Below are 24306 nucleotides of genomic sequence, written 5' to 3'. Positions count from 1 at the left end.
GCTTTTCGATCTATTCGGTTGCCGGGATTGCCGGGATTTTGGCAAGGTCAGTTTGCGCGGAACCGCGCCGCGGCAGATGAGATGTAGGCGACACGTCGGCGAAGGCCGGTCCGGGAATGAATCCGGACCGGCCTTTGTCGCTGAAAGGGGTGAATTTCCTCAAGAATTCGGAGCAATCGGCAACCCCGATGGTCTGATGAGGACTCCAAAGAAATACGAGAGACCCTGCGAGCAGTCCCCGATCGGAGGAGGCGACATGCATGTCTGGGGCGACGCCGGCGAAATGCACCTGCGCGGCACGTTGGACGTCCACACCGCGGCCGACGTCCGGCAGCGCCTGCACGCCGCCGTGGACGGGGCGGGCGGCGACTTCGTCCTCGACGTCTCCGGCGTCGGCTCACTCGACGCCACCGGCCTGGGCCTGCTGGTCGCCATACACCGCCGCGCCGGCCGCCGCGAGCGCCGCTTCGTCCTGCGCGGCGTGACACCACCCGTGCACCGCGTCCTCGTCATCACCCGCCTGCACCGCATCCTCATCCTGGAGAACGCCGTCGCCGCCTGACATGTGGCGGGACACACCCTGCCCAAGGCGCGTTACCCGTCAGTACACTCCGAGGTAAGCAGGGCCGCGCCGGTGCGGCGCGCGCCGGACCCCGGAGAGTGCGGGGCCGGTAGCCGTCGCGGCCGTCGGGGCCCGGAACCCTCCCGGAGGTCCCCCGTGGCGAGCCAGACGCCCTCAGCTCAGCCTTCCCAGCCCGTGCAGGCTGCCCCCGACCGGCCGGCGCGCGACCGGCCCTGGGTCATGCGCACGTACGCCGGTCACTCGTCGGCCAAGGAGTCGAACGCGCTGTACCGGCGCAACCTCGCGAAGGGCCAGACCGGTCTGTCGGTGGCGTTCGACCTGCCGACGCAGACCGGCTACGACCCGGACCACGAGCTCGCGCGCGGCGAGGTGGGCAAGGTCGGGGTACCGGTCTCGCACATCGGCGACATGCGGCAGTTGTTCGACGGCATCCCGCTGGAGGGGATGAACACGTCGATGACCATCAACGCGGTCGCGCTGTGGATGCTCGCGCTGTACCAGGTGGCGGCGGAGGAACAGGGCGCGGACATCGCCAAGCTGGCGGGGACCACGCAGAACGACATCATCAAGGAGTACCTGTCGCGCGGGACGTACGTCTTCCCGCCCGGGCCGTCGCTGAAGCTGATCACCGACACGGTCGCGTACACCGTCTCGAACATCCCCAAGTGGAACCCGATCAACATCTGCAGCTACCACTTGCAGGAGGCCGGGGCCACGCCGGTGCAGGAGATCGCGTACGCGATGTGCACCGCGATCGCGGTGTTGGACGCGGTGCGCGACAGCGGGCAGGTGCCGCAGGAGCGCATGGGCGAGGTCGTGCAGCGCATCTCCTTCTTCGTGAACGCCGGCGTGCGGTTCGTCGAGGAGATGAGCAAGATGCGCGCCTTCGTCGAGCTGTGGGACGAACTGACGCGCGAGCGCTACGGCGTGCAGGACCCGAAGCACCGGCGGTTCCGGTACGGCGTGCAGGTCAACTCACTCGGCCTGACCGAGGCACAGCCGGAGAACAACGTACAGCGCATCGTGTTGGAGATGCTCGCGGTCACGCTGTCGAAGGACGCGCGGGCGCGGGCGGTGCAACTCCCGGCGTGGAACGAGGCGTTGGGCTTGCCGCGGCCGTGGGACCAGCAGTGGTCGCTGCGTATCCAGCAGGTTCTGGCGTACGAGTCGGACCTGTTGGAGTACGACGACATCTTCAGGGGTTCGGTGGTGGTCGAGCGCAAGGTCGCCGAACTGGTCGCCGGGGCCAAGGAGGAGATCGACCGCGTGCAGGCGATGGGCGGCGCGGTCGCGGCCATCGAGTCCGGGTACATGAAGTCGCAGTTGGTCGCCTCGCACGCGGCGCGCCGGGGGCGCATCGAGTCGGGCGACGAAATCGTCGTCGGCGTCAACAAGTTCGAGACCACCGAGCCGAACCCGCTGACCGCCGACCTGGACACCGCGATCTTCGTGCCGGACGCCGCGGTGGAGTCCGCGGCGGCCGACGCGGTCCGCGCCTGGCGTGCCGGGCGCGACCAGGCGGCCGCGGACGCGGCGTTGGACCGACTGCGGGTGGACGCGCGGGCGTGGAAGTCGGTCGGCACGGACGCGGCGGTGAACCTCATGCCGGCGACGTTGGAGTGCGTGCGCGCCGGGGTCACGACGGGCGAGTGGGCGGGGGCGCTGCGCGAGGAGTTCGGCGAGTACCGCGCCCCGACCGGGGTCTCCGGGGTGGTCGGCGTGCAGGAGGGCGGGGCGGAACTGACCGCCGTGCGTGAGTCGGTGCGTACCACCGGCGCGGAACTCGGCGGCCGCCTGCGGCTGTTGGTCGGCAAGCCGGGGCTGGACGGGCACTCCAACGGCGCCGAGCAGATCGCGGTGCGGGCGCGCGACGTCGGCTTCGAGGTGGTCTACCAGGGGATCCGGCTCACCCCGGCGCAGATCGTGGCGGCGGCGGTCGAGGAGGACGTGCACTGCGTCGGCCTGTCGATCCTGTCCGGCTCGCACCTGGAGCTGATCCCCGACGTCCTGGAGCGCATGCGCGCGGCGGGGCTGGACGACGTCCCGGTGGTGGTCGGCGGCATCATCCCCGCCGCGGACGAGGCGGCGCTGCTGGCGCAGGGCGTCGCGGCCGTCTTCACGCCCAAGGACTTCGGGATCACGGAGATCATGGCCCGCATCGTCACCGAGATCCGCAAGGCGAACGAACTGGCTGTGTGAGCGCGGGGCTTGGGTGGGCCGGCGGGCGCGACGGGATCCGCCGGCGTCCGATGTCCCTTCGGCGGGATCATGCTTGAACGCCGCGGTGGTCCGTGCACGTCCCACGGTTGGGAACGTGCGCGGGCCGCCGTTCGGCGTTTCTGGCCGGTTCGAGTCTGGTCCGCGTTTGGTCCGCGTGCAGTCCGCGTGAGGTCCGCTTGCGCCCGGGGTTTCGGCGCCGTGGACATAGCGGAATGCGGCGTGCCGGTTGAGTCGAGCGTTTGATTGCCGTGAGAATGTCCGGCGTCCGCTTGTGTCGGCGGTTGATTCAGGAGAGTTGACGGCTTTGGTGGTGATTTGTCAGGTCAGGTGACCGGATACGGCTACGCGCGTTGTGGAGAGTGGGAGAAGGTTTCGCCTCGGGCGGCACCGCAGCCACATCGCGATGGCACGCTGAGAAGGTGTGGCGGCCACTGGGGAGGCGCGGCACACTGATGATCCACATTCAGGCCGTACCCCCCGGTACGGACTGGGCGGCCGGGAGAACTCCGGCAGGGGGCGGTTGCACCGAGCGCGACGGGGACTGAGGAGAGTCATGGACGCAACCCCGCGGGGAGTCGGGGACGAACGCCCGGCCCCGCAGGGCAGGGGCGCTGCCGCGACCGGGACGCGCGACGAGGGCGCGCCCGTGGACGGAGCGGCCGAGTCGGTAGCTGCGGAGGCGGTCGAGGCGGTCGAGGCGGTCGGCGCGGCCGACGCGCTTCACGCGCTCGACGGGCTCGACACCGGAGAGGGCGTGGCCGCGGAGGAGGCGCGACGGGGCGAGCGTATGGGCCGGGCCGAGCGGGTGCGCCGGGCGGTCGAGGCGGACGGGCCCGCGGGCGTGCTGGGCGGCGACCTGGCCGGAGGGTCGGGGCTGCCGGCGGACGGGGAGGATGCCGAGGACGCGCGCACGCACGATGCGGATGCGGATTCGTATGTGGATGCCTACCGGGATTCGGATGCGGGCGCGGGCGGTGCGGCGGAGGCCGCAGCCGCCGATGCGTCCGACACCGGCGACGACCCGGCGACCGACTCGAAGATCGATACGTCGCGTGTCCGCCGCGGGTCGCCGGACAGCGCGCCGTTGCCGCGGCGGGAACGGCGGCCCGGACGGGTGGAATACCCGTGGCGTCTGGCCCGGTTCGACGATGGCGAGAGCGACGAGGACGAGCGTGGACCGGAGTTCCGCGGGCGTTCGTGGTTCGATGAACGACCGTCCGACGGACCGGTGTTCGAGCGGTTCGGTACCGGTTCGTTCATGGGGGACGAGCACGGCCCGAATGGCCGTGGCGGGTCGAACGGGCATGCGTCCCATGGCCACGGGTCGAACGGGGCCGCGTCCGACGGGGCAGAGTCGAATGGGGCTGCGCCGAATGGGGCGGCGTCGAAAGGGGAGGCGTCGAACGGGGCAGCTCCCAACGGGCACTCGCCGGATGGCTTGAACGGCCACGGCAACATGTATGAACAGCCCGTCCCTGAGCCCGAGTTGGGTGCAAGTGACGAGGTGCGTGGGGAGCGCACGGCCCCAACTTCCGAGGCACCTAAGGGTGCTTCGGGCGCGCCGACGGGCCCGTCGTTCGGAGCGTATGCGCACGACACCGTTCCCTCCGGTCCCAACGCCGTCGTGCAACTGGCCGTGGGCGACCACCTTTTGACGGTCGGCGGACCGGACGGCAGTGAGGCTGTGCCGCTGCCCGCGACGTCTCGACCGGTACCGGTCCGCGCGCCGGTCGCGCCGCGGTCGACCGGGTATCCGCCACTGGGACGCCAGGCCGAGATCGCGGAACTGCGCGGACTGCTCGCACGGGGCACATCGGTTCGCGTAGGTGGACCGGCCGGAATCGGCCGCAGCACGCTGCTGAAATACCTGGCGTCCGGCGACGCCGCCGGGGCGCCTGACGGCGTGGTCGTGCTGAGCGGCCACGGACGCGGGCTCGACGACCTGCTCCAGCAGTTCCACGACGCGTGCTTCACCGGCGAGCGGTACCGTCCCACACGTGCCTTCCAGGCCGAACTGCTGTCCGGTGTCGCTGCGTTGGTGGTCATTGACGATCTCGACCTGTCGCCCGGCGAGACCGAGGAACTGCTGCGCATCGCGCCCGAATGCGTGTTCCTCGTGGCGTCGAAGTCCTCCGCCGACGCCGAGACGGCGGTACGCACGGACACGCCGTTCTTCGAGATCACTCTCGGCGGCCTCCCGCAGGAAGCGGCGTTCGCCCTGCTCGCGCGGGCGGCCGGACGGGAGTTGGACGACGAGGAACTGGGCTGGGCGGCCGCGCTCTGGTTCGAGGTGGACGGGCATCCCGGCCGCTTCGCCCAGGCCGGTGCGCTGTTGGCGCGCCTCGGCACCGGGGTGGTCCGGCCGGCGGCCGACTTCGACGACGAATTCGGATTGCCCATACCGGAGTTGCCGTCACCGGGCGAACCCCGGCTCTTCGTCCCGCGACTCGTCCCGCTGCTGTCGCGCCCGGCGCAGCAGGTGCTGCGGCTCGGCGCGGCGCTGGACGGCGTCCTGCCCGATCCCGCGCACCTGCCCGCGCTGACCGGTGCGGTGGACGCGCACGGTGCCGCGGCCGAACTCGTGTCCGCGGGGCTGGTCGTGGTCGAGAACCGGCGCCACCGCCTGGCCGGCGGTGTGGTCGACGAGTCGGTGGGCGTGATGCGCGGCCCGTCCTCGTGGGCGGTCGCGGCGATCCAGCACTTCACGTGGTGGGCCTCGCATCCGACGGTGACGCCCGTCCAGGTCGCGGAGGAAGCGGACGTGATCCTCGCGTGCCTGCGCGAGGTCGAGCGGCTGGGCAAGCTGAGTTCCGTGCGGGTGCTGGCGCGGGCCGCCGCACCGGCGTTCGCGTCGGCACTGCGGTTCGAGGCGTGGCGCGACTGCCTGGAGATCGGCGCGGCGGCTGCCGCCGCGTCCGGCGCGGTGGGCGAACAGGCGTGGTTCCGCCACGAGTTGGCCGTACTCGCGCTGTGTCTCGGTGATGTGCAGCGGGCACGCGAGGAGGCGACCGCGGCGATGCGGTCGCGCGACGCGTCCGACAAACGGGGGTTGGCCGCCGACCGGCGCATCCTCGTGCTGTCGGGCGAACGCCCCGGCGCGTTCTCGGCCCCGGACCTCGGGTCCGCGGCGCTCGGGCGCCGTCGCGCGATGTCCGCCTCGATGGCGGGCAAGCGCGGTGTCATGACGCTGGGCGCGGCCGGGGTGCTGGTGGTGACGCTCGCGGTGGTCGTGGCCTTCGGCAGCGACGAACCGGGCAGCGGCGGCGGTCCGGGCACGGATGGGACGGTGAGCGTCTCGGACGTGCCGGTGGGGAACGGAGGTTCGCCCCACGGCGCGCCGGTTCCCCCGGCCTCGCACGGCGGCCGCGGATCGGCGGCGGCCACGACGGGCGCATCTGAATCGGCCACGCCGAGCGGCATACGCAGCACCCCGGCCAGCAAGTCGCCGTCCGCGACGGCGACCACCCGGGGTGCGACCACGCCACCGGCCACCCCGCCGGGCCAGAACCCGGGGCCGGGACCGGGACCGGTGAATCCGCCGACCCAGGACCCGCCGCCGGAGAGTTCGCCGCCTTCGTCCACGAAGACGACCCCACCCACATCGGCCACGAGCACTCCGACGACCGCAACACCCACCACGAGCGCACCGACCACGGCGACCAGTTCCGAACTGGCTGACGTGGACGCCGACGCGGTCGGGACGTGACGCGATTCGCCGAAACGTCGCGCTGGTTGGCTAGACTCCAGGTGCGCGGCTGCGCGTGGTACTGATGCTTCCGACGGGGGAGGCGAGCACCTTGTATCTGACGCCTGCGGAACAGGCGTACGTCAACAAGCTGAAGATGGACCTGGCGTCGCTCACCGAGTTCGAGACGAGCGTGCGCTCGGCTCTGGACGACCTGCTGACCGAGACCGGGGCGATGAGCAAGTTCGGCGGTATCAGCCTTGCCGGTCCGGATCACGGGACGGGGTTCAACGAGGCGTACGCGATCGGCCTGACCTTCGCCTTCGCGGCCTCCGACATCAGCGACTTCCTGCGCATGCTCCACCGGCAGATGGAGGCACTGGCGCTCACGATCAAGATGATCGGCGACAAGACGGCGGAGGCGGACGACGAGCAACGCCAGAAGCTCTCGAAGCTGCTGTACGGCGACAAGCCCGGCTCGCGGCCGTGGAACGCGGAGGCACCGCCGCCGCAGGCCCCCGCCCCGGCCGTGACACCCGCGGGCTCCACGGCACAGGACGGCTGACGACCGCAATTCTCGACGGGGGAGTTGACGCCAAGTGGACTGGCAGTACACGAACTTCGAGGGCATGACCCACGAACAACTGTTGGGCCTTCTCGCTCCGGGGCAGGGCGAGAAGGTCGCCGGGGTCGGCCGTAGCCTGGCCAATGCGGCGGAGAAGATTCAGGAGGCCGCGGAGAGACTGAAGCTGAAGTCCGACCACGTCGCGTGGGAGGGGTCCTCCGCCCAGCAGTTCCAGTCGTGGACGTCCGATCTGGTGACGTCCAGCTTCCAACTGGCGGACTTCACACGGGGCATCGGACACAGCATCGAGATCGCCGGGAACAAGCTGACCGAGACGAAGAACTCGCTGCCGAAGATCTCCCCGGAGGACGTCGCGGTCCTGAAGGCGCTGGAGGACAACCCCACGGCGGGCGGCATGTTCGACCCGGTCACCGGCGTAACGGCCCACGACCAGGCCAAGGCGGCAGTCGACGGCCCGAGGCTGGAGGCAGCGGCCCAACTGCGCACGCTGGCTTCGACGTACATCGCCTCGGCACAGGAGATCGGACGATTGCCCAAACCCCAGTTCCGCCCCCCGCCGGACATGATCAGAGTCGGGAAGGTGCCGTCCACCGATATGGAGGACATTGGTGGGGCGGCAGGAGTCGCGGCCGCTGCCAGTGTCGCTGCGGCGAGCCAGACATCTTTGGCGGGCGGGCCGTCCGGGGGCGGAACGGCCACGCCCTACACCGCTCCTGTGCACTCGTCGGTGGGCGCTTGGCCGCCGCCGCAGAGCACCGGCCCCCCGCCTGTCGTCACAGCTGGTCAGGTTGCTTCGGGAACCCTGCCACCCGGATCGAACCTGTTGGGGCAGACTCCGGGAGTTTCGCGGGTTCAGCCCCCCACCCCGAGCCAAGTGGTGCCAGGCTCTGGTCCCAACCCAAGCGGTTCTCCGGTAGCGAACCTTCCGTCGACCGTGGGACCAGTTGGCGGCAGGCCGGGTGGGTCCAAGAGCGGGACGCTGCGTGGCAGCACACCGGCCATTACGGGAGGCAGCACCGGTGGCCAGGTCCGTCCGGGAACTACCCCGGGCGGCCGCCCCGGGGGACCATCCGGGCTGCGCACAGGCGGTGTTGAGGGAGGAACAGCACGCCCCGGGCAGATGACCGGTGCCGGTGAGGCACGTGCCACGACGAGCCCCCGCACGGGTGTACCTATGGGTGGCGTTGGAGCGGGTGGTCCGGCAGGGACGGTCGGCTCTACTGGAAGGAGCGCGGGTGCCCGCCCGCCCATCGGGGCCCCAGGGGGCGTAGTAGGCGGGAACACAGGGGGCGCACCCGCGAGCAAGGGACAGTTCTCTCCTGGCGGCTCGGGTCTGCGTACTGGTACCGGACAGCCGTCTGCCAACTCGACCGGGGCGGCACCGGGTACTGCGGGTCAACATCCGAGCCGTCCCATCGGGGGTGTCATGGGCACTGGGGCGGCGGCAGGAGCGGACGAACGTGCTCGCCGCCGGCGGGCCGACTACCTGGAAGAGGACGAAGAGACGTGGGGCGGCGGGCCGCCAGGCGGTGCGGTGCCCCCGGTGATTGGCTGAGGCGTGCATTCGCGATCGCTACGCCGAATCAAGCTTGTGGGCGGATTAGCCACGGTCATTTTGCTGGCAACCGCGGCGCCGATGTCCGTGACTTCGGCCCACGCGGTCGTGGAGCCGGTTCGTCCCAAGCAGTGGTATCTCGACAAATGGAAGATCGAGGAGGCGTGGCGGGCATCTCAGGGACAAGGAGTGACCGTTGCCGTCATCGATACCGGAGTGGATGCTTCACATCCCGATCTCTCGGGCCAGATCATCGCTGAACCTTATGGCCCTGGCGACACCGATGAGCCCAACGGGCACGGCACAGGCATCGCCTCACTGATCGTTGGTACGGGCCGTGGCCTCAACGGCCATGGAGTCTTCGGCGTCGCTCCCAAGGCCAGAGTGGTCTCCTACAACGTCGACACTCCCTCTAGCGGTCCGCCGCTTCCCTTCGACGCGGCGATTCGCGAGGCGGCCGACTCTTCCGCCAAGATCATCAACATTTCCAGCGTCGATCACTGGAACGCGGCTTCGGACGAGGCCTACGCATACGCCTTGAGCCGCGGAAAGCTCATCGTTGGGGCGGGCGGAAACCTGAACGCCGAGCCCAGGCCCGAGCTGCCGTTCCCCGCCGCCTATCCAGGCGTGCTAGGGACCGGCGGATACAGCAACGGGGGTACCGTCTGGTCCGGTGCGATGACTGGGCCGTGGATCTCGATCGCGGGCCCAGCGGAGGACGTACCGGCGGCTTGCACGAGCCCAAGCCGCTACTGTCTGGCCGACGGGACGTCGGCGTCCGCCGCTCTCACCTCCGGCGTTGCTGCGTTGTTGTGGGCGCAGCATCCCGAATACACCGCGAACCAGATCATCAGAGTCCTCATCGACTCCGCCAACAAGCCGCTCGAAGGGCCGGTGCCCAACGACGCGCTCGGTTACGGCAACGTCAGTGCTCGCAATGCGCTCAACTGGACCGGGGATCCGGGGCCGCGTGACGTCAATCCGCTCGTCGGGAAGCGCGGCGTGTTGCCGAGTGCGTCCCCTGCGCCGCCGACCTCCGCGGTACCGTCCGTGCAACCGGCTCCGGTTTCCGGCACTCCGGCTGCGCCGGACCGCGCCGCGCAGTCGGACGGCGACGAAGGCTCCGACTCGCTTCTGCCGGTCGTCGGGGTGCTGGTCGGCGGCGTCGTGCTGCTGGGTCTGATCGCGTGGGTCTTCCTGCGTTCGCGCGCCAACCGCCGTGGCCCGCCCGGTGGTCCCGTGCCGTATCGCTGAAATCTCAGCAGGGGGCGACGAGTTCGGTGACCTCGGCCTCCGTCAGCACCCATACGTCCGGTACGTAGCCGGTCTTGCCGCCCGGTGTGGTGACCTTGTCCCACAGCGTGGTGGCAAGGCCGTTGCGGCCGTATACCTTCGGGCCCGTGGTGTGGCAGATGAGCGTGACCGGGTTGTCGTACTCGATCCGCACGACGAAGTCGCCGGTGTGCGCGGGGGACGAACGGACGATCAGGCCCTGGGGGTTGCGCGTGTACGCGGTCTTGCCCTGGGCGACGTGCTCGGCTGTCGCGGACGCCGCGCCCGGTGCTCCCGCGTCGTCGCCGGACTGGTCGCCGGGTGCGCGGCCCGCCTGGGTGTCCGGCGATCCGGAGCCGGCTCCCGGGGAGCCCGGCGCCGCCGAATCCGCGTCCGGGGAAGCGGAGTCCGCGGCGTTGGTCGTGGGCGTACCGCCGTTGCCCGAGGTCAGGACCGCGATCACCACGACGATCGCGAGTGCCACCGCGATCCACATGCCGCGGGACAGTCGGAGGCCGCCCCCCGAGCCCGGTGTGTCGTCCCCATCGCCCTTGGGCCGCCGCTGTACCTGGCTGCGCAGCCAGGAAAACAACGAGGGCGCCTCGTCGGCCACTTGTGGCCCTCCTCGGTCGAACTCGCCTGTCCGAAAACCAGGCTACCCACCCTCCAGCGATCCGGTACGGGCAAATCCGGTGATTAGCCGAAAAGTTGATCGTCGTTCGCGTGCAACTGCCGAACCGGTGAAGCAGCGAAGCAGCGATGCGAGCAGCGCTCGATGGCCACATCAGCTCCGTTCACTCTGTTGCGAACTTCGGAATCGCGTACGCCGGCCGCTGCGGGAGCGTCGCGTGCTGTCTCGTTGCTCAACGAGCCGGGGGAGCAGTGACGCCGCAGTGCCTTCGCCGGATCAAGTCCCGCCGTTCCGCCGTTCCGCCGATGCCCGGGCGCAGAGCGCGTCGTAACGCAGCGGCAATGCGACGGCGGTCGTCGAATCCGCATGGTTGGATCAAGGATGCCGCTTTCGCGAACTGCTTCTGTGCCGACGTCGGCTCCGGATCCGCGTTCCGCCTCGGGCGGTCGGCCTTGGTTGCTGCGGGTGGCGGTTGTGTCGGCGGCTGTGTCGCTGGGGGCGTACCTCGTCCTCGCTCTCACGCGCCCCGACGCCATGTGGTGGATGGGGGACTTGAAGGTCTACCGTGCGGGCGGCGAGGCGGTGCTTGAGGGAGGCGGGGGCCTCTACGACGTTCGGGTGGGAGGCGCGGGGTTGCCCTTTACGTATACCCCCTGGGCCGCTCTCGTCTTCGTTCCGTTGGCTGTCATACCCCTGGGCCTGCTCAAAGGCGTGGCGCTGGTCGGCAACCTCGTTCTGCTGTTCCTGTGCGCCTGGTGGTCCTGGTCGATGGCGGGACGTGCCGAACGGCGCACTCGGCTGGGCCTGGCTCTGGCGACGTTCGCGCTTCTGCTGTGGACCGATCCCGTGCAGGAGACGTTTCGGTTCGGGCAGGTCAATCTGCTGTTGCTCGCTCTCGTCCTGTTCGACCTGGCCAAGGCGTCAGGGACGAGGTACCAGGGTGTGGGGATCGGGCTGGCAGCCGCCTTGAAGCTCGTCCCGCTGATCTTCGTGGGCTACTTGTTCCTCACGGGTCGGGTCCGAGCGGGGGTGACGGCATTGGGTGCGTTCGCGGGCAGCGTGGCTCTGGCGTTCGCGGTGCTGCCCGGTGAGTCCGCCCGCTACTGGGGCGGACTCTTCCTCGACAACAGCCGCATCGGGCTGGTGCCCTTCCCCGGCAATCAGTCGCTGCGCGGTGCGCTCGCCCGGCTCGCCCACGCGGAGGCGCCCCCTTCGGCGCTGTGGTTCCTGGTGGCGGCCGTCGTCGGCTGTCTCGGCCTGGCGACCGCGGTGGTGCTGTACCGCCGGGGCGACGATCTGGCCGGGGTGGCCGTGTGCGGGCTCACCGGGCTGCTGGTTTCGCCGATCTCCTGGACGCATCACTGGGTGTGGATCGTCCCCGGATTCGTGGTCGCCGCCGCGTACGCCCAACGCGGCAGGCACCGTTGGCCGTTGCCCGCGGCCATGTTCCTGCTCGCGGCCGCGCCGCCGGTGCACCGAGGGGGACTGGGGCAGGCCGTGCCCAGCGGGGTGGTGTGGCAAGCGCCGTACGCGCAGGGCCGGGAGATGCGGCTGCACGGCTTGCAGCAGGTGACCGGCAGTGCCTTCACGTTGGGCGCGATGGCGCTGCTGGTCGGGATGTCCGTCGCCCTGCTGTGGACCTCGCGGCCGAGGCGGGCGGGACGGCGGGACACGGATCAGAAGAGCTTGAGTTTGTCGTCCTCGACGCCGCGGAGGGCGTCGTAGTCCAGGACGACGCAGGAGATGCCGCGGTCGGTGGCGAGGACCTTGGCCTGGGGCTTGATCTCCTGGGCGGCGAAGATGCCCTTGACGGGGGCCAGGAGGGGGTCGCGGTTGAGGAGTTCGAGGTAGCGGGTGAGCTGTTCGACACCGTCGATCTCGCCGCGGCGCTTGATCTCGACGGCGACGGTGCCACCGTCGGAGTCCTTGCAGAGGATGTCGACCGGGCCGATGGCGGTCGGGTACTCGCGGCGGACGAGGGTCCAGCCGTCGCCGAGGGTGGTGATGCGGTCGGCGAGCAGTTCTTGCAGGTGGGCCTCGACGCCGTCCTTGACCAGGCCCGGGTCGACGCCCAGTTCGTGCGAGGAGTCGTGCAGCTTCTCCTCGATCGTGATGATCAGCTTCTCGCCGCCCTTGTTGACCACCGTCCAGGTGCCTTCCTCTTCCTTGAGGGTGCACGGCGGGCTCATCCAGTTGAGCGGTTTGTACGCTCTGTCGTCCGCATGGATCGACACGCTCCCGTCGGCCTTCACCATGATCAGGCGCTGGGCGGAAGGCAGGTGGGCGGAGAGCCGTCCCGCGTAGTCGACGGTGCAGCGGGCGATGACGAGACGCATGGGGTCAGCCTAACGGGCGGGGCGACACCGGCCTCCCGCGCGCTCACCGTCCGGGACCGGCCGGCGCCGGACCCGGCCGGGCCCGGTGCTGTGGCCCGGTGCTGTGGCCCCCGGCCGGGTCCGGCGCAGTGGCCCGGCGTCCGGCCCGGCAGGGCCCCTGCGCGGCCCGGCCGTCCCGAGGCTCTGGTACATCCCGTGCCGACTGACTTACGGTGAGTCAAGCCTTCTGGCCCGTAAGCCAGTTGGTGGGAGGGAGTTCAGTATGTCGCTCGATGTGCCGCCCGGTCTCCTGGCGCAGGCCGAAGCCGGGGACGTCAACGAAGCCGAATTCGTCGAATGTATCCGCACCTCCTTGCCCTACGCGTGGGACCTGGTCGCCGAGTTGGTGGTCCGGCTCGACGTCGACGGCGGGGAGTTCGCCGACAACCAGGTGCCGCCGCCAAATGAGGAGGCGCGGGGCCAATTGCTGCGCGCGCTCGCCAGCGACGCCATCCGCGGTGCGCTGGAACGGCACCACGGTGTGAAGCTGGCGTTCCAGAACTGCCATCGCGTCGGGGTGTTCCCCGCAGGTGCGGAGGACTCCGCGAGGTACCGCGCGTTCACGTCGGTCCGCGGTCAGCTGCTGAACCAGTCGCCGCTGCTGCGCGACTGCTGAACCGCTTCGACGACACACCGGCCGGGCCTGTTGCCAGCAGGTCCGGCCTGCGGTTTGCTGTGCTGAGCGAGCGCTAGTGCTAGTGGAACGACCCCACGCGGTCCTGCCGCCCCACGCAAGTTCCCTCTTCCGACCTCATCAGGGGAGCTCATGGGCATCATTCAGCCTCTGCACCGCCACGCACAGCAGAACCCCGACAAGCCCGCGCTCGTCGAGGGTGCCGTGACCGTCACGTACCGCGAACTGCGCGACCGCGTCGCCCACAGTGCCGGGGCGCTGCAATCCCTCGGGCTCCGCGACGGCGAGCGCGTGGCGATCCTGTCGCTCAACTCGATCCGCTACATCGAGGTCCTGGCCGGCACGATCTGGGCGGGCGGGGTGCTGAACCCGGTCAACATCCGGTGGAGCCCGATCGAGATCGCGTACTCGCTCGACGACTCCGAGACGACGTTGCTCGTGGTCGACGACGTGTTCGCCCCCATCGTCCCGAAGCTGCGCGAGCTGAGCGAACACCTGGAAACAGTGGTGCACTTCGGTGCCGGGCCCACCCCCGAGGGCATGCTCGCGTACGACGACCTCCTCGCCGCGTCCGGCCCCGTCCCCGACGCCGGGCACACCGGCGGCGACCTCGCCGGCATCTTCTACACCGGCGGGACGACCGGCTTCCCCAAGGGCGTCATGCTCAGCCACACCAACCTGCTCACGTCCGCGATGGGCGGCCTGGTGGCCACCGCGCGCCTGCGCGACGGCGAAGACGCCGCGGTGCTGCATGCCGCGCCGATGTTCCACATGGCGGGCTTCGGCAGCTGGCTGATGGCCTCGGTGATGGGGATCAAGCAGGTCCTGCTGCCGTTCTTCGAGCCGAAGGCGGTCCTGGAGGGCATCGAGGCGCACCGCATCACGGAGATCTTCCTGGTGCCGACGATGGTGCAGATCGTGCTCGACCACCCGGACTTCGCCAAGCACGACCTGAACTCCATCCGCTTCCTGTCGTACGGCGCCTCGCCGATCAGCGACGCGCTGCTGGAGCGGACCTCGGCGGCGCTGCCCGGCGCGCGGCTCTGCCAGGCCTACGGCCAGACCGAACTGTCGCCCCTCGTCACCATGTTGCTGCCGGAGGACCACGAGGAGCGCATCCCCCGCCGCCTGCGCTCCGCGGGCCGTCCGCTGCCGCACAACGAGTGCCGGATCGTGGACCCCGGGGACAACGAGGTCCCGCGCGGCGTCGTCGGCGAGATCTGCGCGCGCGGCGACCACATCATGATCGGCTACTGGAACCGCCCCGAGGAGACCGCCGAGGCGCTGCGCGGCGGCTGGATGCACTCGGGCGACCTGGGGTTCATGGACGAGGACGGCTACGTGACCGTGGTCGACCGGCTCAAGGACATGATCGTGACCGGCGCCGAGAACGTGTACTCGGCCGAGGTCGAGAACGCCGTCGGCGCGCACCCGGCCGTCGCCACGTGCGCGGTCGTCGGCGTGGCGGACGAACGCTGGGGCGAGCGCGTGCACGCGGTCGTCGTGCTGCACGAGGGCGCCGAACTCGGCGTACAGGAGCTGCGCGAGCACACCCGCGCGCTCATCGCGGGCTACAAGTGCCCGCGCACCGTGGAGTTCGTCGCCGAACTGCCGCTGACCGCGGCGAACAAGGTCAACAAGAATCTGCTGCGCGAGCGCGCGAATGCGGCCGCGGCGGCTGCGCTCGCGCCGAGTGCCGATTCCGGCAACCCCGACGGCGACCCCGCCCCCGGTCCCGACGACGGCCCAGGAACCGACCCCGCGGCCGACCCCACCACCGACACAGCCACCGACAACGAGCGCACCGCGGTGCCCGTCGGACCGTCCGTCCCCACCGCGGCATCCGAGGAGGCCACGTCATGACCGCATCCATCGAGTCGCCGACGGTCGGGCCGGTGCGCGAAACGTTTCCCTCGCTCAACCCCGCCACCGGGGCCGAGATCGCCCGCTACCCGGTCGACGGCGTGCCCGAAGTGGCGGACGCCGTCGCGCGGGCCCGCCGGGGCGCCGAGTGGTGGGCCGCGCTCACGCCGAGCGAGCGCAAGCGGCGGCTCGGTGCCTGGGCCGCGGAGATCGCCCGCGACCGCCACGCCCTGTGCGAGTTGGTGCACGAGGAGAACGGCAAGCCGCGCGACGACGCGTTCCTCGAAGTCCTGCTCGCGCTGGAGCAGTTGACCTGGGCAGCGAGCCACGCGGGCCGGGTGCTGCGCCGCCGCCGCGTGCGCGGCAGCCTGGCGATGATGAACCAGACGGCGACCGTCGAGTACCACCCGCTCGGCGTGGTCGGGGTGGTCGGGCCGTGGAACTACCCGGTGTTCACGCCCATGGGGTCCATCGCGTACGCCCTTGCCGCCGGCAACGCCGTCGTGTTCAAGCCGAGCGAATTCACCACCGGCTCCGGGGTGTTCCTCGCCGACTCCTTCGCCCGCGCCAACCCCGACGCGGACTCCGGCGTCCTCCGGGTCGTGACCGGCTTCGGCGCCACCGGCGCGGAGCTGTGCTCCGCGCGCGTCGACAAGGTGGCCTTCACCGGATCCGCGGAGACCGGACGCAAGGTCATGGCCGCGTGTGCGCAGAACCTGACGCCGGTGCTCATGGAGTGCGGCGGCAAGGACGCCCTGATCGTCGCGGAGGGCGCCGACGTCGAGAAGGCCGCCGAGGGCGCGCTCTGGGGCGCCCTGGCCAACGCCGGCCAGACCTGCGTCGGCATCGAGCGCGTGTACGTCGTCAAGGGCCTGGAGGACGCCTTCATCGACGCCATCCGCGCGGGTGCGGCCGAGCTCAGGACCGGCGCCGACGCCGAGGACCGCGTCTACGGGCCGATGACCATGCCCGGCCAGATCGACGTCGTCCGCCGCCACATCGAGGACGCCATCGCCAAGGGCGCCACGGCCGTGGTCGGCGGCGTCGACTCGGTCAAGCCGCCGTTCATCGACCCCGTGGTCCTCGTCGACGCTCCCGAGGACAGTGCCGCGGTGTGCGAGGAGACGTTCGGGCCGACGATCACGGTCCGCACCGTCGCCGACGCCGACGAGGCCGTACGCCTGGCCAACGCGACCGAGTACGGGCTGTCCGCCTCGGTCTACGCCGGGAGCGCGCGCCGCGGTGCGGAGATCGCCCGGCGGCTGCGCACCGGAATGGCCTCCGTCAACGCGGTGATCGCGTTCGCCGGGGTGCCCGGGCTGCCGTTCGGCGGAGTCGGGGAGAGCGGGTTCGGCCGCACGCACGGCGAGGACGGCCTCAAGGAGTTCGCCCGCGCGCAGGCGGTCACCCGCAAGCGCTTCTCGGCCCCTCTCGACCCGACGACGTTCAAGCGCGGCCCCGGGACGATGAAGGCGCTCGACCGCTACGTCACGTTCAGGTTCGGCCGCAAGTAGCCCGCCGGGTAGGCCGATCGGCCGGTGCGGGGCACGGGTGCGGACGCGCGCATCCACCCGTCCCCGCACTGGTGACCTGGTGCCCCGGTGACCTGGTGCCCCGGTGCCCCGGTGACCCGGTGGCCCGGTCGTCCGATCACCCGGTGGCCCGATCACCCGATCACCCAGTGGCCAGGTCGCCCGGTCACCCGCGTCGCGTCGCCAGGCGGTAAGTCAGCGTTCGTCGCGCCCAGTTGGTGGTGACGCGGCCGTCGGCGTCCTTGTACCAGCTGTTGCAGTCGGCGGCGAAGGCCGTGTTGTCGACGGCGGCGGCCAGGCGCTCCTGGTGCCGGTCGTACGCGGCCTGCGGGACCTCGTGCACGCCGCCCTCGCGGATCCTGGCGAGGATGAACGCCGCCTGGGACTCGATCATGTGGATGATCGAGTTGTGGCCGAGGTTGGTGCCCGGCCCGTACAGCATGAACAGGTTGGGGAAGCCGGGCACGGTGATGCCGAGATACGCGGCCGCGCCGTCCTTCCAGACGTCCTGGAGGGCCACCCCGTCGCGGCCGACGATGTCGATCGGCTTGAGGAACTCGGTGGCCAGGAAGCCGGTGCCGTAGATGATCGTGTCGACCGGGCGGTGGACGCCGTCGAGGGTGTCGATGCCGGTGCGGATGACGCGGCCGACCGGCTCGGTGACGAGTTCGACGTTGTCGCGGGCGAGCGCGGGGTACCAGTCGTCCGAGATCAGGATGCGCTTGCAGCCGATCGGGAAGTCCGGGGTTAGCTTGGCGCGCAACGCCGTTTCGGAGACCTGCTTTTCGAGGTGCCTGCGGGCTACGTACTCGGCGAGCTTGGCGAGCCTGCCGCCCCTGATGGCCCAGTAGATGACTGTTTCCGCCCGAAGATAGGTGAGCCCCCGCAGGAACAGCCGTACGGGCGCCACCTTGTCACGCAGCGTCAGCTCGCGCAGTCCGAACTCGCGGTCGGGTTTGGGGACCACCCAGTTCGCGGACCGCTGGAAGACGAAGAGCCGGTCGACCTGCCGGGCGATCTCCGGGACGAACTGCACCGCGCTCGGTCCGGTGCCGATCACCGCGACGCGGCGGCCGGTGAGGTCGTGGTCGTGCCGCCACTCTGCGGAGTGGAACGCGGTGCCGGTGAAGGTCCGCAGGCCCGGGATGTCCGGCAGGCGCGGGCGGTTGAGCTGGCCGACGCCGGAGACGAGGACGCGGGCGGCGTGCTCGTCCCCGGACGCGGTGCGCAGGCGCCACACCTCGGCGGTCTCGTCGAACCGGGCGGACACCACCTCGGTGCCGAGCCTGATGTGCGCGTGCAGCCCGAACTCGTCGGCGCAGCGCCGCAGATACGCCAGGATCTCGCGTTGCAGCGGGAAGCTGCGCGACCAACGGCCGTGCTGGGCGAAGGAGTAGGAGTAGAGGATGCTCGGGACGTCGCAGCCCGCGCCCGGGTACGTGTTGTCGCGCCACACGCCGCCAAGGTCGTCGGCCTTCTCGAACACCGTGAAGTCCTGGACGCCCGCCTGCCGCAGCCGGATCGCCATGCACAGCCCGGCGAACCCGGCGCCGATCACGGCGACATGCCGCACCCGGGGCTCCGTCCCCGCGGCGTCCCGCCGCTCCTTCGTCTCCGGCACGGTCCGCCAGTCCCTCCGTCGGATCCCGTCACCCCGGGCGGGATGTCACGGCCAGTACGGCTTCAGCACGTCGAACGCGTTCGGCAACCCGAGCCGGAAGCGCACGTCGTCCGCCCGCCGGAAGCCGGCCAGTGCGGGCTCCTGGTACATCTCCAGGACCCGGACCGGCGCCGCCGCCGAACCGGCCGCCGCCAACACGCCGTTGGTCGCCTTGCGCCCCGCCTCGTTCGCTCCCTCCATGGTGGCCAGGTTGACCGAGACCCGTACATAGTCCCCGGCCAGGAACAGGTTCGGAATACGCGTCGTCGCCTCCGGGCGGTCGTCCCAGGAACCGGTCGTGTTGACCATCAGCGGTTCGTCGTTCGCGACGGCCGGGGTGCCCGATCCGGTGATGCCGGGGTCGAGGAACCACGAGTGGATCGCGGAGTCGGGGACGAGCGAGGCCCCGTCGTCGAGGTTGTCCCGGATCTGCGCGAGGACTTCGTCGACGATCTGCCGGGGCGTGCACTTGCGCGCGGAGACCCCGTACACGATGCCGGGGGAGTCCCAGTCGGACAGGTCGAGCGACAGGCAGTCGTGCACACTGCCGTCGCCGTACGTGGTCGCGAAGTCCTCGCGCCAGAACTGCCCTTGGGTGAGCCCGGTGACGGCCCACGGCGAGTCCATGAACGCCAGGTGCCCGTGGGTGACGGGCGTCCGGCGCCTGAGGTAGATCATCAGGCCGTTCATCCAGTCGGTCCGGAGGCGGCGCAGGCGGCCGAGCGCGGGGTCGGCGGCGACCAGCGCGGGGCTCATCAGCGGTACGGCCCGCTCGACCGGGACGGCGAGCACGTAGTGGTCGGCCTCGACCGTCCCCGCGTCGCCCCGGGGGTCGGTCACGCGCGCCCCGGTGATGCGCCCGCCCGCGCAGTCGAGGCCGGTGACGGTCCAGCCCACCTTGAACTCGACGCCCAGGGACGTGAGCAGGGTGTGCCACGGGTCGATCCAGGCTTCGTTGGTGGGGCCGTTCAGGACGCGGTCGGGGGCGCCGTCGTTGCCGCGGCCGCGCATGGTCCACAGGAAGATCTCCACCATCATGGTGATGGTGCGGGTGCTGGCGACGTTCTCCTTGGCCGCGACGAGCGTCGAAGTGAAGGACCGCACAAGGATGTTGCGGTACGCCTCCGACATCCGGTCCATCTGGAGGTACTCGGAGTAGGGCATGTACTCCCACTGGTGGCGCCGCCGCAGTTCGCCGCTGGTGAAGAACACGACCATCTTCTCGGCCCAGAAGGCGATTTCCCACCAGGGCACCTGCCCGGCGACGCTCGCCATGGTCTTGAGGGCGGCGCGGATCGCCTCGGGGGTCAGGTCGTCGAGGCCGCTGGGCAGGACGAGTCGGTTGTCGGGGCGTCCGGCCTGCGCGAAGATCGCCTCGGGCGCGTCCACGAGGTTGTCGTGCACGCCGTTCGGGTTGCCGGGGAAGGGGATGCGGCGCATCGTGTCCGGCACGTTGAGGTAGAAGCCGGGGAAGAAGCGGAAGCCGTGCTCGCCGGGCAGGTCCCGACGGCCGCCCGCGCCGGTGCCGGGGACAGGGATGCTGCGGGCCTTGCCGCCCAGTGACTTGCGCTCGTAGACGGTGACCTGGAAGCCGCGTTCGGCCAGTTCGTGGGCCGCGGTCAGGCCCGCCATGCCCCCGCCGAGGACGGCCACGCGACGGCCCGGTGCGGCGGCGACGAGAGGTGCGCCGAACGCCGGGGCCGCGAGGGCGCCCGTACCGCCGATCCCGGTCGCCGCGGCGCCGACGCCCACGGCCCCGGCGACGAACGTGCGGCGGGTGGGCGGGGGTTGCTCCTGGTGCGGGAGGTGCTGCTCGTGCGTGGACACGGGGCCTCCTAGCGGTCTCTCCTACGACCTCCGAAGACGCGGCCGTCACCACGGCCGCGCTGGTGCCGTGCGGCTGTTGGAGTGCGGGAGTGCTGTCGTGGACCGGTGCTAACCGACACATGTGTCGACAGGACGCAGAGCCGACTATCGCGCTCGTGGTACAGCGGGTCAAGAGATGTACCGTTGCCTGTTTTTGACGGAGCGTCAGTGGATCTCGCCGGGCGTGGGGGAGGGGTTCCGGCCGCTCTGGCGGCCCCTGCGCGGCCGCCGCTCAGTCGAGGTCGGAGAACGCCGGCGGCGTGTCGTCCGGGGTGTTCAGCCGCTCCAGGCCGCCCCACAGGACGTTCGCGGCCATCGCCTCCAGCGTCGCGCGCGGTGTGTCCGGGTGGTGCGCCCACCACTGGGCGACCCCGTCCAGGCTGCTGATCAGCAGCTCGATGAGCACTTCCGCTTCGGGGGAGCGAGGATCGAGACCGGCGCGCTCGGTGTCGTGCGCCATCATGGCCATCACCGAACGGGTGCGCGTCTGCCGGATCCCCCAGCGCACCGCGCTCAGTTCGGGGTCGCCCTCGTCCGTCTGGTCGAACAGCAGCCGCCGCGCCACCGGGTGGGCCTCGGCGAAGTCGAAGTACGCCGCCACGGTGGCCCGCATGCGCGTGTGCCGCCCGCCGCGCCCGGTGATGGCCGCGCCCATGTGCGCGACCAGGGACGCGTTCTGCTCGCCGAGCACGGTCAGGAACAGCACGCGCTTGGTGGCGAAGTGCTCGTACAGCACGCTCCGCGTGACGCCCGCGGCCTCGGCTATCTCGCCCATGGACGCGGCCCCGTACCCCTTCGCGCCGAACACCGCCAGCGCGGCGTCCTCGATCCGGCGGCGCCGCGCCGGACCCGGCATGCGGCGCCGCACCGCCGCGGGCGGCGCGGCGGGGGCCGCGGCCGAGGGACGGTCCGGGTGCGGGAGGGCTGCCATGCGCTCAGCGTAGCCGTGCGCGGGGGCTTGTCCGGGGCGGTACGCCGGGTCTAGCGTCACAGGAACCGACGGATCTGTCGGTTGAGTTCGCTCCGCACGACCGGCCGGATCCGATCGCCGCACGTCCGCAACGGCACGTTCCCGCAACGCGATTCAGGGGGATCCCGTGAGCGAAGAGCACGTCGACGCCATCGTGGTCGGGGCCCGCTGCGCCGGGTCGGCCGCCGCCACCGCCCTCGCCAAGGCCGGGCGCCGGGTGGTCGCCCTCGACGCCGGCAGGTTCCCGTCCGACACGGTCTCCACCCACCTGCTGTTCGCCGGCGGGGTCGCCGAACTGGCCCGGCTCGGGGCCCTCGACCGCGTCGAAGAGCTGGACCCGCCCAGGCACTTCGACGCGTACATCGGATCGCCCGGGGCCGAGGTGCGGGGCACGTACTCGCCCGTGGACGGCATCGCGTACGGCATGTGCGTGCGGCGGCCGGGGCTCGACCTCGCGCTGGTCCGGACCGCGCGGGCGGCCGGCGCCGAGGTGCGCGAGGGTGTCAAGGTCACCTCGCTCGTGCGCGGGAAGGACGGCCGCGTCATCGGCGTTCGGGCCGCCGAGCGCGGCGCCAAGGGCGAACTCACCTTGCGGGCACCGCTGGTGATCGGTGCGGACGGCCGGAGGTCGACGGTCGCCCGGCTGCTCGGCGTCGACGTCCCGTACCTGTCCAACGCCAACGAGCGGGCCGGGTACTACGCCTACTACGAGGACCCGCACGACGATTGGCGCGGTACCGCCGCGATGTGGCTCGAAGGCCGGGAGCTGGGCACGGCGTTCCCCACCGACGGCGGGCTCGTGCTGGCCCTCCTGATGCCGCCCAAGGAGCGGGCGGACGCGTTCCGCCTCGACCTGGAGGGCGAGTACGACCGCACCGTGGCCTCGATCCCCGGTCTGGCCAAGCGACTTGCCGGTGCCGCGCGTGCGACGAAGATCGTGGCGTCCGTCGAACAGCCCTCGTACTTCCGCAGGTCCGCCGGGCCCGGCTGGGCCCTGGCCGGGGACGCCGGGCACTTCAAGGACCCGGTCACCGCGCAGGGGATCCGCGACGCACTGCGCTTCGGCCGCCTGCTGGGCGAGGCGGCCGCACCGGTGCTCGGCAACCCGGGCCGGCTGGACGCGGTCGTACGCGCGTGGGAGCGCCGGCTGGTCGCGGAGTGCCGAGAGACCTACCACTGGACCAACCGCTTCGCACGGGCGGACCCGGTCAACCCCCTCCAGGAGCAGATGCTGCGCATGCTCGCCACCGAGCCGCACGGCTCCCGGCGGCTGCTGGACGTCTACTCGCGCGTGCGCAAGCCGAGCCGTCTGATGACCCCGGCGTTCATGGCCGCCTGCGCCCTCGGCGCCCTCCGCCGCGGCGACACCGACCGCCGCGCACTCCTCCGCACCCTGGTCCGCGAGCTCCGCACCGAAGCCGCCGTGACCCGCGACCTACGCCAAGCCGCCCGCCACCGCTGACCTCGCGACCCCCGGCTCCGCCCCCTGGCTCCGCCACCCCCGGCCCTGCGACCGCTTGCCGACGCACGCCACCCGCACCCCGCGTGGCCCCACGCGCAGCCCGCGTGGCCCCACGCGCAGCCCGCGTGGCCCCACGCGCAGCCCGCGTGGCCCCACGCGCAGCCCGCGTGGCCCCACGCGCAGCCCGCGTGGCCCCACGCGCAGCCCGCGTGGCCCCACGCGCAGCCCGCGTGGCCCCACGCGCAGCCCGCGTGGCCCCACGCGCAGCCCGCGTGGCCCCACGCGCAGCCCGCGTGGCCCCACGCGCAGCCCGCGTGGCCCCACGCGCAGCCCGCGTGGCCCCACGCGCAGCCCGCGTGGCCCCACGCGCAGCCCGCGTGGCCCCACGCGCAGCCCGCGTGGCCCCACGCGCAGCCCGCGTGGCCCCACGCGCAGCCCGCGTGGCCCCACGCGCAGCCCGCGTGGCCCCACGCGCAGCCCGCGTGGCCCCACGCGCAGCCCGCGTGGCCCCACGCGCAGCCCGCGTGGCCCCACGCGCAGCCCGCGTGGCCCCACGCGCAGCCCGCGTGGCCCCACGCGCAGCCCGCGTGGCCCCACGCGCAGCCCGCGTGGCCCCACGCGCAGCCCGCGTGGCCCCACGCGCAGCCCGCGTGGCCCCACGCGCAGCCCGCGTGGCCCCACGCGCAGCCCGCGTGGCCCCACGCGCAGCCCGCGTGGCCCCACGCGCAGCCCGCGTGGCCCCACGCGCAGCCCGCGTGGCCCCACGCGCAGCCCGCGTGGCCCCACGCGCAGCCCGCGTGGCCCCACGCGCAGCCCGCGTGGCCCCACGCGCAGCCCGCGTGGCCCCACCCGCACGGTCACCTCAACCACCCCACCGAGCGCAGGAGCACAAGAACCGAACGTCTCCAACTCCGTCCTCTCAGCGGGGCCCATGGTGTGACACTGGAGAGGTGACGACCCTCGGGGATTTGGCCCTGAGGAGGTTTGCGGTGATCTTCAGTGACCGGCGGGAGGCGGGGCGGGAGCTGGCTGCCCGGCTGGAGCATCTGCGGGACGAGGACGTCGTCGTGCTGGGGCTGCCCCGTGGGGGCGTGCCGGTGGCGGCCGAGGTGGCCGAGGAACTGGACGCGCCGCTGGACGTGTGTCTCGTACGCAAGCTCGGTGTTCCGTTCGAGCCCGAGCTGGCCATGGGCGCGGTCGGCGAGGACGGTGTGATGGTGGTCGCCGACGAGGTGGTCCGCAGTATGCGTATCACCGAGGAGGAGTTGCGCGCCGTTCGGGAGCGCGAGTTGGGGGTGCTGGAGGAACGCGCCCGGCGCTATCGGGGCGATCGCACCCGGACCGATGTGCGCGGTCGGACCGTCGTCGTGGTCGACGACGGCATCGCCACCGGATCCACCGCCCGGGCCGCG

The 24306-nt window shown here is 71.6% G+C and carries 17 protein-coding genes; 11 read left to right on the top strand and 6 right to left on the bottom strand.

Annotated features, from left to right (window positions below; all coding sequences use genetic code 11):
* Positions 1-256 precede the first annotated feature (256 nt).
* From ACRX5S_RS13660 to ACRX5S_RS13645, 4 genes are all read left to right on the top strand, one after another.
* Positions 257-562, top strand: coding sequence for an STAS domain-containing protein (locus tag ACRX5S_RS13660; RefSeq protein WP_436773153.1), 306 nt, complete (start codon positions 257-259; stop codon positions 560-562).
* 240 nt (positions 563-802) lie between these two features.
* Positions 803-2782 (top strand): protein meaA, encoded by a 1980-nt coding sequence (locus tag ACRX5S_RS13655; RefSeq protein WP_436773217.1) that lies wholly within the window; start codon positions 803-805, stop codon positions 2780-2782.
* Between the two features lie 574 nt (positions 2783-3356).
* Positions 3357-6509 carry a hypothetical protein gene (locus ACRX5S_RS13650; protein ID WP_436773152.1) on the top strand — a complete coding sequence of 1051 codons (3153 nt, stop codon included), beginning with the start codon at positions 3357-3359 and terminating at the stop codon, positions 6507-6509.
* A 91-nt stretch (positions 6510-6600) separates the two neighbouring features.
* Complete coding sequence (locus tag ACRX5S_RS13645; RefSeq protein WP_436773151.1) at positions 6601-7053, top strand: hypothetical protein; 453 nt, start codon at positions 6601-6603, stop codon at positions 7051-7053.
* Positions 7054-7212: 159 nt separating this feature from the next.
* On the opposite strand, the gene ACRX5S_RS13640 is transcribed toward ACRX5S_RS13645, so the two are convergent.
* Entirely contained in the window at positions 7213-7611 is a 399-nt protein-coding gene (locus ACRX5S_RS13640) for a hypothetical protein (protein ID WP_436773150.1), read from the bottom strand.
* A 1207-nt stretch (positions 7612-8818) separates the two neighbouring features.
* On the opposite strand from ACRX5S_RS13640, the gene ACRX5S_RS13635 reads away from it, so the two are divergent.
* Positions 8819-9883, top strand: coding sequence for a S8 family serine peptidase (locus tag ACRX5S_RS13635; protein WP_436773149.1), 1065 nt, complete (start codon positions 8819-8821; stop codon positions 9881-9883).
* Positions 9884-9887: 4 nt separating this feature from the next.
* On the opposite strand, the gene ACRX5S_RS13630 is transcribed toward ACRX5S_RS13635, so the two are convergent.
* Complete coding sequence (locus tag ACRX5S_RS13630) at positions 9888-10514, bottom strand: hypothetical protein (protein ID WP_436773148.1); 627 nt, start codon at positions 10512-10514, stop codon at positions 9888-9890.
* Between the two features lie 384 nt (positions 10515-10898).
* On the opposite strand from ACRX5S_RS13630, the gene ACRX5S_RS13625 reads away from it, so the two are divergent.
* Positions 10899-12257, top strand: coding sequence for a glycosyltransferase 87 family protein (locus ACRX5S_RS13625; RefSeq protein ID WP_436773147.1), 1359 nt, complete (start codon positions 10899-10901; stop codon positions 12255-12257).
* On the opposite strand, the gene nucS is transcribed toward ACRX5S_RS13625, so the two are convergent.
* Positions 12209-12868, bottom strand: a complete 660-nt coding sequence (gene nucS, locus ACRX5S_RS13620) for an endonuclease NucS (protein ID WP_436773146.1) — start codon at positions 12866-12868, stop codon at positions 12209-12211. The two genes, ACRX5S_RS13625 and nucS, sit on opposite strands and share 49 nt — an antisense overlap.
* 262 nt (positions 12869-13130) lie before the next feature.
* Here nucS and ACRX5S_RS13615 point away from each other — a divergent pair, with 262 nt between their 5' ends.
* From ACRX5S_RS13615 to ACRX5S_RS13605, 3 genes are all read left to right on the top strand, one after another.
* Positions 13131-13523 (top strand): SCO5389 family protein, encoded by a 393-nt coding sequence (locus tag ACRX5S_RS13615; protein ID WP_436773145.1) that lies wholly within the window; start codon positions 13131-13133, stop codon positions 13521-13523.
* A 150-nt stretch (positions 13524-13673) separates the two neighbouring features.
* On the top strand, positions 13674-15404 hold the full coding sequence (locus ACRX5S_RS13610; RefSeq protein WP_436773144.1) for a long-chain-fatty-acid--CoA ligase: 1731 nt from the start codon (positions 13674-13676) through the stop codon (positions 15402-15404).
* On the top strand, positions 15401-16918 hold the full coding sequence (locus ACRX5S_RS13605) for an aldehyde dehydrogenase family protein (protein WP_436773143.1): 1518 nt from the start codon (positions 15401-15403) through the stop codon (positions 16916-16918). The genes ACRX5S_RS13610 and ACRX5S_RS13605 overlap by 4 nt, the downstream gene beginning before the upstream one ends.
* Before the next feature lie 184 nt (positions 16919-17102).
* Here the strand turns inward: ACRX5S_RS13605 and ACRX5S_RS13600 are convergent, their stop codons facing one another.
* The 3 genes from ACRX5S_RS13600 to ACRX5S_RS13590 all read right to left on the bottom strand — a co-directional run bounded on the left by ACRX5S_RS13600 (position 17103) and on the right by ACRX5S_RS13590 (position 21393).
* Positions 17103-18557: a flavin-containing monooxygenase gene (locus ACRX5S_RS13600; RefSeq protein ID WP_436773142.1), complete on the bottom strand. Its 1455-nt coding sequence runs from the start codon at positions 18555-18557 to the stop codon at positions 17103-17105.
* A 45-nt stretch (positions 18558-18602) separates the two neighbouring features.
* Positions 18603-20423, bottom strand: a complete 1821-nt coding sequence (locus ACRX5S_RS13595) for a hydroxysqualene dehydroxylase (RefSeq protein WP_436773141.1) — start codon at positions 20421-20423, stop codon at positions 18603-18605.
* A gap of 271 nt (positions 20424-20694) precedes the next feature.
* Positions 20695-21393 carry a TetR/AcrR family transcriptional regulator gene (locus ACRX5S_RS13590; protein ID WP_436773140.1) on the bottom strand — a complete coding sequence of 233 codons (699 nt, stop codon included), beginning with the start codon at positions 21391-21393 and terminating at the stop codon, positions 20695-20697.
* Positions 21394-21559: 166 nt separating this feature from the next.
* Between ACRX5S_RS13590 and ACRX5S_RS13585 the strand changes: the two genes are divergently transcribed.
* Both ACRX5S_RS13585 and ACRX5S_RS13580 read left to right on the top strand, forming a co-directional pair.
* On the top strand, positions 21560-22894 hold the full coding sequence (locus tag ACRX5S_RS13585; protein ID WP_436773139.1) for an NAD(P)/FAD-dependent oxidoreductase: 1335 nt from the start codon (positions 21560-21562) through the stop codon (positions 22892-22894).
* A 989-nt stretch (positions 22895-23883) separates the two neighbouring features.
* The coding region (locus ACRX5S_RS13580) for a phosphoribosyltransferase (protein WP_436773138.1) at positions 23884-24306 on the top strand (423 nt) is incomplete at its 3' end.

The sequence above is a fragment of the Yinghuangia sp. YIM S09857 genome, assembly GCF_051388915.1.
Taxonomy (GTDB): Bacteria; Actinomycetota; Actinomycetes; order Streptomycetales; family Streptomycetaceae; genus Yinghuangia.
Note: the sequence above shows the minus strand (reverse complement) of the source record. Positions and strands in the feature narration are given on the sequence as shown.

Coding starts and splice junctions, on each gene's coding strand:
- ACRX5S_RS13660 (WP_436773153.1), top strand. CDS start 257: ATGCATGTCTGGGGCGACGCCGGCGAAATGCACCTGCGCGGCACGTTG.
- ACRX5S_RS13655 (WP_436773217.1), top strand. CDS start 803: ATGCGCACGTACGCCGGTCACTCGTCGGCCAAGGAGTCGAACGCGCTG.
- ACRX5S_RS13650 (WP_436773152.1), top strand. CDS start 3,357: ATGGACGCAACCCCGCGGGGAGTCGGGGACGAACGCCCGGCCCCGCAG.
- ACRX5S_RS13625 (WP_436773147.1), top strand. CDS start 10,899: ATGGTTGGATCAAGGATGCCGCTTTCGCGAACTGCTTCTGTGCCGACG.
- nucS (WP_436773146.1), bottom strand. CDS start 12,868: ATGCGTCTCGTCATCGCCCGCTGCACCGTCGACTACGCGGGACGGCTC.
- ACRX5S_RS13615 (WP_436773145.1), top strand. CDS start 13,131: ATGTCGCTCGATGTGCCGCCCGGTCTCCTGGCGCAGGCCGAAGCCGGG.
- ACRX5S_RS13610 (WP_436773144.1), top strand. CDS start 13,674: ATGGGCATCATTCAGCCTCTGCACCGCCACGCACAGCAGAACCCCGAC.
- ACRX5S_RS13605 (WP_436773143.1), top strand. CDS start 15,401: ATGACCGCATCCATCGAGTCGCCGACGGTCGGGCCGGTGCGCGAAACG.
- ACRX5S_RS13590 (WP_436773140.1), bottom strand. CDS start 21,393: ATGGCAGCCCTCCCGCACCCGGACCGTCCCTCGGCCGCGGCCCCCGCC.